The sequence below is a fragment of the Oceanisphaera marina genome (assembly GCF_014643915.1).
In the GTDB taxonomy this organism is placed as follows: domain Bacteria; phylum Pseudomonadota; class Gammaproteobacteria; order Enterobacterales; family Aeromonadaceae; genus Oceanimonas; species Oceanimonas marina.
Genome location: NZ_BMKE01000016.1, coordinates 77,150 through 90,904 on the forward strand (window position 1 = coordinate 77,150; position 13,755 = coordinate 90,904).

General features: G+C 53.8%; 12 protein-coding genes and 1 tRNA gene. 11 read left to right on the plus strand and 2 right to left on the minus strand.

Annotated elements, in window-relative coordinates:
- Positions 1-40: 40 nt before the first annotated feature.
- Complete coding sequence (locus IEW52_RS10755) at positions 41-700, minus strand: Bax inhibitor-1/YccA family protein (protein WP_188630073.1); 660 nt, start codon at positions 698-700, stop codon at positions 41-43.
- Positions 701-945: 245 nt separating this feature from the next.
- Here IEW52_RS10755 and IEW52_RS10760 point away from each other — a divergent pair.
- The 5 genes from IEW52_RS10760 (at position 946) to IEW52_RS10780 (ending at position 7,293) form a co-directional block, all read left to right on the plus strand.
- Positions 946-1,036 (plus strand) — tRNA-Ser (locus IEW52_RS10760).
- 82 nt (positions 1,037-1,118) lie between these two features.
- Positions 1,119-1,796 (plus strand): TIGR01621 family pseudouridine synthase, encoded by a 678-nt coding sequence (locus IEW52_RS10765; RefSeq protein ID WP_188630074.1) that lies wholly within the window; start codon positions 1,119-1,121, stop codon positions 1,794-1,796.
- Positions 1,797-1,855: 59 nt separating this feature from the next.
- Positions 1,856-2,545, plus strand: coding sequence for an SDR family NAD(P)-dependent oxidoreductase (locus IEW52_RS10770; RefSeq protein ID WP_188630075.1), 690 nt, complete (start codon positions 1,856-1,858; stop codon positions 2,543-2,545).
- A gap of 82 nt (positions 2,546-2,627) precedes the next feature.
- The gene (gene ptsP, locus IEW52_RS10775) at positions 2,628-5,552 is read left to right on the plus strand and encodes a phosphoenolpyruvate--protein phosphotransferase (protein WP_188630076.1); all 2,925 of its coding nucleotides are present in this window, start codon (positions 2,628-2,630) and stop codon (positions 5,550-5,552) included.
- 52 nt (positions 5,553-5,604) lie between these two features.
- Positions 5,605-7,293: a PTS fructose-like transporter subunit IIB gene (locus IEW52_RS10780; RefSeq protein WP_188630077.1), complete on the plus strand. Its 1,689-nt coding sequence runs from the start codon at positions 5,605-5,607 to the stop codon at positions 7,291-7,293.
- A 192-nt stretch (positions 7,294-7,485) separates the two neighbouring features.
- Here the strand turns inward: IEW52_RS10780 and ribA are convergent, their stop codons facing one another.
- On the minus strand, positions 7,486-8,094 hold the full coding sequence (gene ribA / locus IEW52_RS10785) for a GTP cyclohydrolase II (RefSeq protein ID WP_188630078.1): 609 nt from the start codon (positions 8,092-8,094) through the stop codon (positions 7,486-7,488).
- 220 nt (positions 8,095-8,314) lie between these two features.
- Here ribA and cmk point away from each other — a divergent pair, with 220 nt between their 5' ends.
- The 6 genes from cmk (at position 8,315) to pyrF (ending at position 13,626) form a co-directional block, all read left to right on the plus strand.
- Positions 8,315-8,995 carry a (d)CMP kinase gene (gene cmk, locus IEW52_RS10790; RefSeq protein ID WP_188630079.1) on the plus strand — a complete coding sequence of 227 codons (681 nt, stop codon included), beginning with the start codon at positions 8,315-8,317 and terminating at the stop codon, positions 8,993-8,995.
- A 151-nt stretch (positions 8,996-9,146) separates the two neighbouring features.
- Positions 9,147-10,820, plus strand: a complete 1,674-nt coding sequence (rpsA, locus tag IEW52_RS10795) for a 30S ribosomal protein S1 (RefSeq protein WP_188630080.1) — start codon at positions 9,147-9,149, stop codon at positions 10,818-10,820.
- Positions 10,821-10,888: 68 nt separating this feature from the next.
- Positions 10,889-11,170: an integration host factor subunit beta gene (gene ihfB / locus IEW52_RS10800; RefSeq protein WP_188630081.1), complete on the plus strand. Its 282-nt coding sequence runs from the start codon at positions 10,889-10,891 to the stop codon at positions 11,168-11,170.
- Positions 11,171-11,275: 105 nt separating this feature from the next.
- On the plus strand, positions 11,276-11,563 hold the full coding sequence (locus IEW52_RS10805; protein ID WP_188630082.1) for a LapA family protein: 288 nt from the start codon (positions 11,276-11,278) through the stop codon (positions 11,561-11,563).
- 8 nt (positions 11,564-11,571) lie between these two features.
- Positions 11,572-12,741 (plus strand): lipopolysaccharide assembly protein LapB, encoded by a 1,170-nt coding sequence (lapB, locus tag IEW52_RS10810; RefSeq protein WP_188630083.1) that lies wholly within the window; start codon positions 11,572-11,574, stop codon positions 12,739-12,741.
- Between the two features lie 177 nt (positions 12,742-12,918).
- Positions 12,919-13,626, plus strand: coding sequence for an orotidine-5'-phosphate decarboxylase (pyrF, locus tag IEW52_RS10815; protein ID WP_188630084.1), 708 nt, complete (start codon positions 12,919-12,921; stop codon positions 13,624-13,626).
- Positions 13,627-13,755 lie beyond the last annotated feature (129 nt).

Consider the following 13,755-nt stretch of genomic DNA (forward strand, 5'->3'; position numbering starts at 1 on the left):
AAAAAAGCCCCTCACGGGGCTTTTTTGCATTACCGTGAGCTTAGTCGCGGCTGAAGCCCAGTAGCTGTAACAGGCTTAAAAAGATATTGAAGATGGACACATACAGGGTAACGGTGGCCGAAATATAGTTGCGCTCTCCACCATGAATAATGGCACTGGTCTGCATTAAAATGGCGCCAGAAGAAAACAGAATAAACAGCGCGCTTAATGCCAGGCTCAAGGCGGGCAGATTGAAGAACAGGTTGGCCACAAAGCCTATCAGAATCACCACAAAGCCGGCCATCATCATGCCGCCCAAAAAGGACATGTCTTTTTTGGTAGTCAGTACATAGGCGGACAGGGATAAAAAGGTCAGCGCCGTGCCGGCCAGCGCCAGCATAACGGTTTCGGTACCGCTGGCGGTACTGAGGTAGTAATTGATGATGGGCCCTATGGTATAACCGGTAAAGGCAGTAAAGGCGAAAATGAACAACAAGCCCAGGCTGCTGTCCCGATTTCTTTCGGTCAGGTACATCAAGCCGTAAAAGCCAACCAGGGTAATGATAAGCCCGGGGCGAGGCAGATTCAGCATGGCACTGATACCGGCGGAGATAGAAGCCACCACCAGCGTCAAACCCAGCAGCATATAGGTATTGCGCAGCACCTTGTTGGTAGCCAGCGCACTAGACTGAGTATGGGGGATCGAATTTTGGTATCGCATGATACAAGCTCCTTAATCTGTCTCTGACACCTGGGGGTAGAAACGATGAGGGTGATATAAAGTAATATTGCCATTTGGACATATCATGACCGGATTGTCGAGCTTTGTATTACGTTAACAAGAGCTGTATTGCTGGTTGGCCTGCTTGAGTTATCGGCAATGTGAACATAAAGTGCGCATTCAGGTTGATATTGTTATTTATGGGTTTACAGCAACGGGCTGCCTTGGGTATTATGCACCGCGTCGGAGGGGTGGCAGAGTGGTTGAATGCACCGGTCTTGAAAACCGGCATGGGTTTATAGCCCATCCAGGGTTCAAATCCCTGCTCCTCCGCCAGACCATAAAAAGCCCGCTGTGTTAATTCACAGCGGGCTTTTTGCATTCTCGAACCGTAAACCTGTCTTGAGAGACTCCAGCCATGGATATACTGCGCAGCGACCCCGACTATCTGGTGATCAATAAACCGGCTGGCATAGGCATGCATCAAGAAGGCGAGGAGCCAGGGCTGGTGCGTGTATTGAGTGAACGCCTGGGCGAGTCGTTATATCCGGTACACCGGCTCGATAAAATGACCACCGGGGTGTTACTGCTGGCCCGAAATAGTGCGGCGAATCGTGAACTCAGTCGGCAATTTGCCGAGCGCAGCACCCGCAAGTGGTATCTGGCGCTGTCGGATAGCAAGCCCACTAAAAAGCAGGGACTGATCAAGGGCGATATGGAGAAAGCCCGCGGCGGCAGCTGGAAGCTGTCTCGCAACCTGGTGAATCCGGCCATTACCCGTTTTTACAGTTGCTTGCTGGCCGATGGTACTGCAACCGGCGCGCTGCGCGGTTTTTTGTTGCAGCCCGAAACCGGCAAAACCCATCAACTGCGCGTGGCACTAAAAAGCCAGGGCAGCCCAATCTTGGGGGATGACCGCTACGGCGGAACGCCGGCAGATCGCGGCTACCTGCACGCCTGGCAACTACAGTTTGAATATGGTGGTGAACCGGTATGCGTTCGCGCGCCCTTAATTTCTGGTCAGCATTTTTTAACCCATGGTGAGCAGTTAACGGCCTGGGCGGATGAAGTGATGGCAGCAAAAAGCGAGCGGTAATAAAAGGCGGCTACACTCGGTCAATGTTCATCATGGTGGTGACATTAAGGAGTAAGCGCATGCAATACTGGATTATGGGGGCGGGCGGCATAGGCCGTGCACTTGCCGAGGCGTGCACGGCCCAGGGCGACAAGGTGTTGATATTCAGCCGCATCGACCCCGCCATTAGCGGTGTTGAGTGGCTGGCGGTGGACAATACCGACCAGGCGGCATTGGCTGAGGCCACCGCGGAGCATGTCCTTCCCGATAGGGTGATCAATACCCTGGGCATGCTGCATCAGGGCGAACAGCAGCCCGAAAAACGCATCGAACAGCTTGACCTGGCGGCATTCAATAACAGCATGCGCATTAATACCTGGCCCACGCTGGCCATGGCCCAGCTGTTGTCGGCTCGACTTACCCGTTCCCATACACTGCAGTTCGCCGCCTTGTCGGCACGAGTAGGCAGCATCAGTGACAACAGAGCCGGAGGCTGGTATAGCTATCGTATCAGCAAGGCGGCGCTGAATATGGCCATTAAAACCACCGGCATAGAATGGCAGCGGCGGTTTCCCGGCGCCATGATTGTCGGTTTGCACCCAGGCACAGTGGCGACCCATTTATCATCCCCTTTTAGAGCGGGGTTGGCCGAAGGGCAGTTACAGACACCGGCACAGGCGGCCCGACATTTATTGCAGGTGCTGGATGGTTTGCGCCCCGAGGATTCGGGACGACTGTTTGCCTGGGATGGCCAGGAAATACAACCCTAGCCCTGTCAATATGCAGTGACCAGCCATGTCTGCAACGGCAGAAGAAGGAATGAGTGTCATTGTGAGGCCAACGGAGAAAGGCATGTTTACCCTGTCGCTATCAGACATAAAAACCGGCGTGACCTATAGTGACAAAACGTCGGTTATTCAAGCGTTGGCGACCTGGCTGCAGCAAGACGGCCATGTGGCCCCCGGCTACGGCGACTGCCTGCTGGCGCGCGAGGCGCAGGCAAGCACCTATCTGGGCCAGGGGGTGGCCATACCGCACGGCATTCGAGATGGTCGCAAACTGATTAAACACACCGGCATCAAGGTGATGCACATTCCGGCCGGTGTTGCTTGGGGTAATGGCCACATTGTATATCTGGCATTGGGGATTGCCGCCGATAGCGATACCCATCTCGGCTTGTTGCAACAGCTGGCGCGGCGCTTGCAAAAGGGCGGTCTGCTGGAGCAGATAATGGCATGCGACAACCCCGCCGCCGTGCTGGCCCTGCTGCAAGCTCCGCCTGAGCCGACCGTGGTGCCTCAACACCTGCCCATCCCGATACCGCTCACCAGGGCACATCTGGCTCTGCAAATCACAAGCAGTTCGCTGGCTCAGCTGGTGACGCAAGCTGCCGATCTATTAGGGCTGGAAGGCCGGGAAAAAGCGGCGTTTCAGCAGTCAAGCCCCTTGCACATAGGTCAGGGATGGTGGTTGTGCCAAGCCGAGGCGAGTTATCCCGATGCGGCCATGCTCACACTGAAGACAGCGCCTGATACCAGTCAGGCATCGTCGGTCGTGGGCTTGCTGGCGTTACAAGTAAACGGTCAAGAACATAAAGCACTGTTGGACCGGCTCGGTCACTGGCTGGCGGCGGGTAAAGGGGCTGAGCTTGCGGGTAAGGCGAGCCCCGAGGAGTTTTGGGCGGCCCTGGCGCAAGGTCCCGAGTCCAGGCGTACTTATAGTGAGAAAACGCTGCAGGTATACAACGAACACGGTCTGCATGCCCGGCCCAGCGCCATGCTGGTGCATACCGCCAAGTCTTTTATCGCCGACATTGAAGTACGCAACCTCACCTTGGATGGACCCTGGGTGTCGGCGAAAAACCTGATGCAGATCATTACTCTGGGAGCCAGTGCCGGACATGAATTGGTGTTTCGGGCAAACGGCCCGGATGCCGAGCAAGCGTTGGCTGCGCTGGCACACAGCATGAACGAAAACCTGGGCGAAAGTTCGCTCGCCATAAGTAGCGAGTCGGAGCCAACCGCCCTGGCGGCAAGTCCTGTGCTGGCTGCCAATATCAGCGCCAACACCCGTTTTACCGGCGTGACAGCCTCGCCCGGGTTGGCGGTTGGGCCGATATTTGTCGACTTGCCGTTGGAATTTGATTATCCCAAGCAGGCCTGTGATGCCGAGGCCGAACTGCAGGCGCTAAGTCATGCGCTGACCCGGTCGCGAGCCGATCTGGCAGTCACCGAAACGCGGGTGACGGACCCTTACGCCAAAGAACTGATGGCCATGCACCGGGAGTTATTGGCAGATACGTCTTTGACCCTGGGGGTGCAGTGTCGTATTCAGCGAGGTCAGTCGGCCGCCGCCGCCTGGTGGAGCGAAATCGATACCCTTACCCGACAGCAGGCGGCGAATAAGGATGCCTTGCTGGCGGACCGCGCCATGGATATTCGTGATGTCGGGCACAGGGTCATGGCGCTGTTATGCCATCGACAACAGCCTCAACCGCCGTCACACCCCTATATCTGGGTAGCTGAGGAAATCAGTCCGTCGCAACTGGTTAATCTGGACACGCGTCAGCTGCTCGGTTGGGTAAGTGTCGGGGGAGGGGCTTCTTCTCACAGCGCGATTTTGGCTGCCGCTTTGGGCATCCCCGCGTTGGTCGCGGTCGACGAAAGTGTACTGACTGTGCCCTCGGGCACCACCGCCATTCTTGATGGCGCCACTGCGACTTTATGCCTGGCGCCTGAAGCTAGCTTGCTGGATCAGGCTCGTGGCTGGCAGCAGCAAGATCAGCAAGCAAGAGACAAGGCTTGGGAGCAGCGACATCAGGCGGCCACCACCCGTGACGGACATCTTGTTGAGGTGGGCGCCAATGTGGCCGACACCCGGGAAGCCGCCGACGTCGTGGCGGTGGGAGCGGATGGCATAGGATTACTGCGCACCGAATTTGCCTTTATGGCGCGCCGCCAGTTACCCGATGTGGCCGAGCAGCAAGCCATGTATCAAACGGCGCTGGATGCCCTGGTGGGTCGCCCTTTGGTCGCGCGCACTCTGGATATTGGCGGTGACAAGCCTCTGCTGTATTACCCCAGGGCAGATGAAGACAACCCCGCTTTGGGGGTGAGGGGGATAAGGCTGTGTCGTCAGCAGCCCCAATGGCTGGAAAATCAGTTGCGGGCCTTGTTGCTGGCGGCCGGCAAGCGGCCGTTGCGCATTCTGTTGCCGATGGTCACGGATATCGCGGAATGGCGATGGGCCAAGGCGTTATTCGATTCCATACAGGACGAAATTCAGGCCCCGGATGTTCAGCTGGGGATGATGGTGGAAGTGCCGGCGGTGGCCTTGAATGCCGAGGTGTTTGCCGCCGAGGTGGACTTTTTCAGCATAGGCACCAATGATCTTGCTCAATACACGCTGGCGATAGACAGAGGTAATGGCGCCCTGGCTGCCCTTGCCGACGGACTCAACCCCGCCATATTGAAACTGATCAAAATGACCGTAACGGCGGCCCACCAGCAAGGAAAATGGGTCGGACTGTGTGGTGAGCTGGGTGCCGACCCGGTTGCCGTGCCGCTGTTGCTGGGCCTGGGGCTGGATGAGCTGTCGGTGAGCCTGAAGCAGGTGGCATTAGTGAAGTCTCATGTACGCCAGTGGCGGTTAAGTGATTGTCGCGCATTAGCCGAGCAGGCGCTAATGGCAACCGATGCCGCCGCCGTGCGAGCCCTGGTCATGCAGGCAAAAAACGGCGTTGCGATCGCTCAGGGGGAGCAGGCAGGTAGTCATTAATCGATTGCCGCCGTTTACCAGGTAGAACAACAACGCCACGCAAGGAGGCAATATGAAGGCTCTTATCATTAGCGCCTGCCCCGGTGGCATGGCGGCCAGTTATTTGGCCGCCAACTTACTGGAGCAGGCGGCACAAGATCTGGGATGGCAGGTGAGGGTGGAATGTCATAGTCGGTTCGCTCCCGCCACTCCCTTTACCGACGACGAGATTGACAGTGCCGAGCTGGTGTTGGTGGCGGCAGATGTGGAGCTGGACTTGTCCCGTTTTCTGGGCAAATCAGTCTATCGCAGCTCGCTGCAAGCGGCGTTGAATGCGCCAGGCCAGTGGTTGCAACAGGGCAGGGAGCAGGCAGCATTACTGACCCCGGGTGTCATCGCGTCCGGCGTGACACTGGTGGCGGTTACCGCCTGCCCCACAGGGGTCGCCCATACCTTTATGGCGGCCGAGGCACTGACTGCCGCTGCCACTGACATGGGCATCAAGATCAAAGTGGAAACCCAGGGCGCAGTAGGTAGTCAGTGCCTGCTCAGTGCAGCCGATATTAATGGCGCCGAACGGGTGATAGTGGCCGCAGACATTGACGTTGATTTAAGTCGTTTTCAGGGAAAACGCCTGTACCAAACGTCTACCCGGGCCACGCTGAAATCTCCCCAAAACGTGATTAATCGTGCCTTGCTGGATGCCAAACTGTATCAGCCCTCGGCAGTAAATGAAGATACACCGGATAACAAGCAGCAAGGGGGCTTGTACCAGCATTTGATGACCGGAGTGTCGTTCATGCTGCCCATGGTGGTGGCCGGCGGGCTGTTGGTTGCGTTGTCGTTTGTGTTTGGTATTAATGCGTTCAAGCAGCAAGACTCCTTCGCCGCGGCCCTGATGCAGATTGGCGGGGAGGCGGCATTCGCCTTGATGATCCCGGTGTTATCCGGTTACATCGCCTTGTCGATTGCCGGGCGCGTCGGGCTGGCGCCGGGCATGATAGGCGGCCTGTTGGCGAGTAGTCTAGGAACCGGCTTTCTGGGAGGAATAATAGCGGGGCTGTTGGCCGGTTACTGTAGTGGCTATATTGCCCGGCAGCTGTGGTTGCCTGAGCGGCTGCAGGCCCTGAAACCTATCTTGATTATTCCACTGTTTGCCAGCCTGGTGACCGGTTTGGTGATGATTTATGTGGTGGGCGAGCCATTAGCCTGGTTGATGAGCCATCTTACCCATATTCTCAATAACATGGGATCGGTCAATGCGGTGTTACTGGGGCTGCTGATCGGTGCCATGATGTGTTTTGATTTGGGGGGGCCGGTCAACAAGGTAGCTTATACGTTTGCCGTTGGGCTGCTGGCGTCGCAAACCTATGGCCCTATGGCCGCAGCCATGGCGGCAGGCATGGTACCGGCGCTGGGCATGGGCATGGCTACCTTGCTGGGAAGGCGTAAATTCAGCGTCAGCGAGCGAGAAGCCGGCAAGGCATCTCTGGTGCTGGGGCTGTGTTTTATCTCCGAGGGGGCGATACCGTTTGCCGCGCGGGATCCGTTACGAGTGATCCCCTGTTGCATGTTGGGGGGAGCCATTGCCGGAGCCCTGGCGATGTGGTTCGACGCTGCGCTGCTGGCGCCTCATGGCGGAATTTTTGTATTTTTTATTCCCAACGCCATTCAACCCATAACGGAATATGCGCTGGCCATTGTCATCGGTACCCTGGTCACGGCGGTGTGCTACGCCACCATCAAGCGTAATGAGGGGTAAAGATAGCTGGACGTCGTAAACGATCAGCTTGAAGAAAATACCGACAACGCATCGTCATCAAGGTTATTCGAACCATATAATAAAGGCACCAGACCCAGCGGGTTTGGTGCCTTTATTCTTTGCAACCGGAACTCATTTATTAGACGGACAAGCCGGACTGGCTGTGTTTGTCATTGGTCTTAAACTGACAGCTTACAGCTTTGTCTTATGGTCTTTAAACATATGACCGAGCTTGCCGGCCTTGGTGTCTAAATAGTGTTCGTTAAACGGATTGCGGCCTTCTTGCAGTGGAATGCGCTCGACCACTTCAATGCCAAAGTTTTCCAGCGCTTTGACCTTGCGTGGATTATTGGTCATTAACTGCATCTGCTTGACACCCAGTTCATGCAGCATGTCGGCACAAATAGTGTAATCGCGCATGTCGGCGGCAAACCCAAGCTCAACATTGGCTTCTACGGTATCCTTGCCCTGATCTTGCAGATGGTAGGCATGAATCTTGTTCAACAGACCAATGCCTCTGCCTTCCTGGCGCACATAGAGCAGTATGCCACGGCCTTCTTTGGCTATTTTTTCCATTGCGGCCTGCAACTGAAAACCACAGTCGCAACGCAGGCTGAACAAGGCATCGCCGGTCAGACATTCAGAATGAATTCGACCCAACACCGGCTGATCATCATCTATGGTGCCCATCACAAGGGCGGCGTGATCCTTGCCCGTACCTTTTTCTTCAAATCCGATCAGGGTAAAGGTGCCCCAGGGTGTTGGCAGTTTTGAGTTTGCCATCCGGGTAACACTGCTCATGGCGTTCCTCTTCAGTTTTCAAATAACAAAAAAATGGCGGTCATTGTAAAGCGGATGACCCCGCAGGTATAGGCGCAATGCATACAAGTTTGTTTAAAGGGTATTTTTAACCTGTTAATAAATTGTATGTACTACATTTACCAGCCAACTTGGGTATAATGCGCGCCGTGCAGTCGTGTATTAAAAATATGCTCAACTCAACGATTTACTGGAGAAAGCCATGACCGAAAAAGCTCCCGTCATCACAATAGATGGCCCCGGTGGCGCCGGCAAAGGAACACTTTGCCAGTTGCTGGCCGAAAAGCTGGAGTGGCACTTGCTGGATTCCGGTGCCATCTACCGCGTGTTGGCGCTGGCGGCCTTGCATCATAATGTGGCGCTTGACGATGAAGCCGGTCTGGTGCCGTTAGCCGCGCATCTGGATGTGCAATTTCCGGTACAGGATGATCAGGTTAAAACGATTCTTGAAGGCGAAGATGTTTCTCGTGCCATTCGTAGTGAAAAAATGGGCGATACCGCCAGTAAAATAGCGGCATTTCCACGGGTGCGTGAAGCCTTGCTACGCCGCCAGCGGGCCTTTCGAACGGCTCCTGGTCTGATTGCCGATGGACGCGATATGGGCACAGTGGTGTTTCCTGACGCTCAAGTGAAAATATTCCTGGATGCCAGCGCCGAAGAAAGGGCGAATCGTCGACTTCTTCAGTTGCAAGAGAAAGGCTTTGATGTTAGTTTTGACCGTCTTTTAAGCGAAATTCAGGCGCGTGACGACAGAGATCGTAATAGAGCCGTCGCACCCTTGAAAGCGGCAGATGATGCCCTGATCATTGATTCAACGCATTTATCCATTGCAGAAGTATTGGACAAAGTGTTGAGTCATACTAAGGTTAAAGTCACCGGTTAAGCCGTAAGGCTGTTTCGGTTAAATGTTCAGAAGTTAAGTCAGACGCCGTCTGACCCTGCCCGCCTCAAGGATGAAACGGGTCTATGCTAATCACCCCGTAGGTGCCGGATTGCCCTGTGGATGTTCAACTTAAAAAGTGTATTCATTAAACATGATTGAATCTTTTGCCCAACTCTTTGAAGAGTCTCTAACAGAACTTGAAACCCGTCCGGGTTCCATTGTTAAAGGTACTGTCGTCGCCATCCAGAACGGTATCGTTTTGGTAGACGCAGGCCTGAAGTCTGAATCCGCTATCCCTGCCGAGCAGTTCAAAAATGCCCAGGGCGAAATGGAAGTCAGCGTTGGCGACGTTGTAGACGTAGCGCTGGACGCGGTAGAAGACGGTTTCGGTGAGACTCTGCTTTCCCGTGAAAAAGCGAAGCGCCACGAATCTTGGCTGCAACTGGAAAAAGCCTACGAAGATCAGGAAACCGTTATCGGTGTGATCAACGGCAAGGTCAAGGGTGGCTTCACTGTAGAAGTGAACACTATCCGTGCATTCCTGCCAGGTTCGCTGGTTGACGTACGTCCAGTACGCGACACGCTGCACCTGGAAGGTAAAGAGCTTGAGTTCAAAGTAATCAAGCTGGACCAGAAGCGCAACAACGTGGTTGTTTCTCGTCGTGCCGTTATCGAAACTGAAAACAGTGCCGAGCGCGAGCAGCTGCTTGAGAACCTGCAAGAAGGTCAAGAAGTTAAGGGTATCGTTAAGAACCTGACCGACTACGGTGCTTTCGTAGACCTGGGCGGCGTAGATGGCCTGCTGCACATCACCGATATGGCTTGGAAGCGCGTTAAGCACCCAAGCGAGATCGTGAACGTAGGTGACGAAATCAACGTTAAAGTGCTGAAGTTCGACCGTGAGCGCACTCGTGTGTCTCTGGGTCTGAAGCAGCTGGGTGAAGATCCATGGGTTGATATCGCTAACCGTTACCCAGAAGGCACTCGTCTGTCTGGCCGCGTGACCAACCTGACCGACTACGGCTGCTTCGTGGAAATCGAAGAAGGCGTTGAAGGCCTGGTACACGTGTCTGAAATGGACTGGACCAACAAGAACATCCACCCATCTAAAGTGGTTTCTGTTGGCGACAGCGTAGACGTAATGGTGCTGGATATCGACGAAGAACGTCGTCGTATCTCTCTGGGTCTGAAGCAGTGCAAATCTAACCCATGGCAGCTGTTTGCGGAAACCCACAACAAGGGCGACCGTGTTTCCGGTAAGATCAAGTCTATCACTGACTTCGGTATCTTCATCGGTCTGGACGGCGGCATCGACGGTCTGGTTCACCTGTCCGACATTTCCTGGAACGCCAACGGTGATGAAGCCGTTCGTGAATTCAAGAAAGGCGACGAGATTGACGCAGTAGTGCTTCAGGTTGATCCTGAGCGTGAGCGCATCAGCCTGGGCGTGAAGCAAATCGACGAAGACCCGTTCAACAAGTACCTGGCTGACGTTAAGAAAGGTGCTATCGTTAAGGGTACTATCACTGCCGTTGACGCCAAAGGCGCAGTAGTAGAGATGGAAGAAGGCGTGGAAGGTTATGTCCGCGTTGCCGATATCTCTCGCGACCGTATCGAAGACGCATCTACTGTATTGACCGTAGGTGAAGAAATCGAAGCACGCTTCATGGGCGTTGATCGCAAGAACCGTACTCTGAGCTTGTCTATCCGTGCGAAAGACGAAGCAGAAGATAAAGTAGTTCTGGATAACCTGAACCAGCAGCAACCTGAAGATGTTGGTTTAAGTGCAATGGCAGAAGCCTTCAAGGCTGCCAAAGGCGAATAAGCCTTTCCGAATGTAAAAGGGGGCCTTCGTGCCCCCTTTTTGTTGTTTGGCGATCAGGAGAAACCATCATGACCAAATCCGATCTCATTGAAAGACTGTCAGAACAATACAGCCATCTTTCTGCCAAAGAAGTAGAAGGCGCAATTAAAGAAATTCTTGAACAAATGTCGGCGACCCTACAAGGTGGTGACCGTATCGAAATCAGAGGGTTTGGTAGTTTTTCATTACACTACCGAGCTCCTCGCCAAGGGCGTAACCCCAAAACCGGTGAAAAAGTGGCATTAACAGGGAAATATGTCCCTCACTTTAAACCAGGTAAAGAATTACGTGAGCGAGTTAATCCGGCCTGATATTATCAGTGGCGCTATATCACTTTTTACGTTAACTCGACTGGCAGGCACTGGGCTTTTCCGAGATAATGCCAAGACTCTAAATCAGGAAGTTGAGAGGGTAAGGTGAAGATTATTATTGGCCTGATAATCCTGGCAATTTTGTTTGCCATTGGTTTAACACTGGGCACGCAAAATGATCAGCTGGTACATGTAAATTATCTGTTGGCTCAGGGTGACTATCGTCTTTCTTCATTGCTGGCGATTATTTTTGTGTCCGGTTTCATTATTGGCTGGTTGGTGTTTGGTTTGGTATTACTACGCCTGAGAATGAACAACAGCGGCCTGCGCAAAAAAGTTGAGCGTCAGCAAAGAGAGTTGGAAGAGCTAAGGGCATTGCCCATTAAGGATTAACGAGTCCTATGCTGGAATTGTTGTTTCTGCTGCTCCCGGTCGCGGCGGCTTATGGCTGGTATATGGGGCGCAGAGGAGTCCGGCAGGATGCTCAAAAAAAATCCAATCATTTCTCCCGGCAATATGTTGCCGGGCTGAATTTTCTGCTGTCTGACGAACCCGACAAAGCCGTTGATCTGTTTATTCAGTTATTGCAGGTTGATAGCGAAACCATTGAAACCCATCTTGCCCTCGGGAACCTGTTTCGGTCCCGAGGCGAAGTCGATCGCGCCATTCGCATTCATCAAAACCTGGTCGCGCGTCCTAATCTGTTATTGGAGCAGCGGCATTTAGCCATGCTGGAGCTGGCTCGGGATTTTCTTGCCGCCGGTTTGCTGGACAGAGCCGAACATATTCTGGTCGAGCTGAAAAGCGATCCGGATTACGAAGAAGAAGCACTGGGTCAATTACTGCTTATTTATCAGCAACTGAAAGACTGGGATCAGGCGATTGCCACGGCAGAGCGATTGAAAAAGCGTCAAGGAATGAAAGCGCTGATCCCCATGGGGCATTTTTACTGTGAGTTGGCCGAACAGCATTGGCGACAGCAAGATATCAAAAGCGCCATGGCGCAGCTGAAAAAGGCATTAAAAGCCGACGCCGGCTGTGTGAGGGCCAACATTCGCATGGGGGCGCTGTATATGGCCCAGCAACAGTGGTCGCAAGCCTTGGCGTGTTTGCTTGCCGTCACCCGGCAAGATGCCGATTTTATTTGTGAAGTGCTGGGTGATATTCAATATTGCTATCGACAGTTAAATGATGAAGCCGAGTTGATACGTCAGCTGCATTTATGGGTGGCAGAAGACAGTGGCGCCAGTGTGGTATTAATGCTGGCTGATTATGTGGCCCAGAGTCAGAGCACTATGGCGGCTGAACAGTTGGTGTTGTCGCAGTTGCAGCGTCATCCCACCATGAAAGGCTTTCATCGGCTAATGGCTTATCATGCGGCAAATGCGGAGCAAGGTCGTGCCCGAGAAAGTCTGGATATGCTGAGCTCTCTGGTCTCGGAGCAATTACGATTGAAGCCTAGCCATAAGTGTACACAGTGTGGATTTTCTGCCCAAACCCTGTTTTGGCAATGCCCCTCCTGCAAACAGTGGGGCAGCATTCGGCCACTGCGTGGCCTGGATGGGGAATAAGAATTTTAAAAGCTAAAGATTTTCTCGCCACGGAATCCACTGAACCCACGAAAAAACATTAAGAAAAACTATGTATTGGTAAGTGACCTCACAAGGATATGCATTGTCGCTTTTTTTGTCGCTCTTCGTCTGTGTGTTCCGTGGCAAAATATGTTTAAAAATTGAAGGTAATCTTGTATGCAAGACTCAACAAAACTCGACCCTAAAATCCTGATTGCGCTTGATTTTGCCGATCAGCAGCAAGCGTTGGCGCTTATTGCGCAATTGGATCCTGCCAGCTGCCGGCTAAAGGTGGGCAAGGAAATGTTTACCTTATTCGGCCCCGAGTTTGTGCGTACTCTGGTTGAAGCCGGGTTTGATGTGTTTCTTGATCTGAAGTTTCACGATATTCCCAATACGGTTGCCAAGGCCGTGGCGGCCGCTGCCGAGCTGGGCGTGTGGATGGTAAACGTGCATGCCAGCGGTGGCCTGCGCATGATGCAGGCAGCCCGGGAGGCATTGTTGCCTTACGGTGATAGAGCCCCCTTGCTGATTGCGGTTACCGTACTCACTAGCATGACGGCAGAAGAGCTGGAGCAAGTGGGTGTGTTACGCTCCCCTGCAGAGCAGGTGCTGGCATTGGCACGTTTGACTCGCGATGCAGGATTGGATGGTGTGGTGTGTTCGGCACAAGAAGCCAGCCTGTTAAAGGCCGAGTTGGGCCATGACTTTAAACTGGTGACTCCGGGGATTCGGCCTGCTGGTTCAGACGCGGGTGACCAACGTCGGATCATGACTCCGGAGCAGGCATTGGCTGCTGGCAGTGATTATCTGGTTATTGGTCGGCCCATTACTCAGGCGGCCAATCCTGCCGACGCGCTGGCTACCATTAATCAAAGCCTGTAAGTTACAGTATGCTGGCCTGGAGGCCCCCCTCTGTCAGCCTAGTTGTCCAGTTGGCGATTTCGCCTGAATTTAACCAATCAGGGGCGGCATAGGAGCATTCATGCCACGTTATTCTGAAGAACGTAAAGC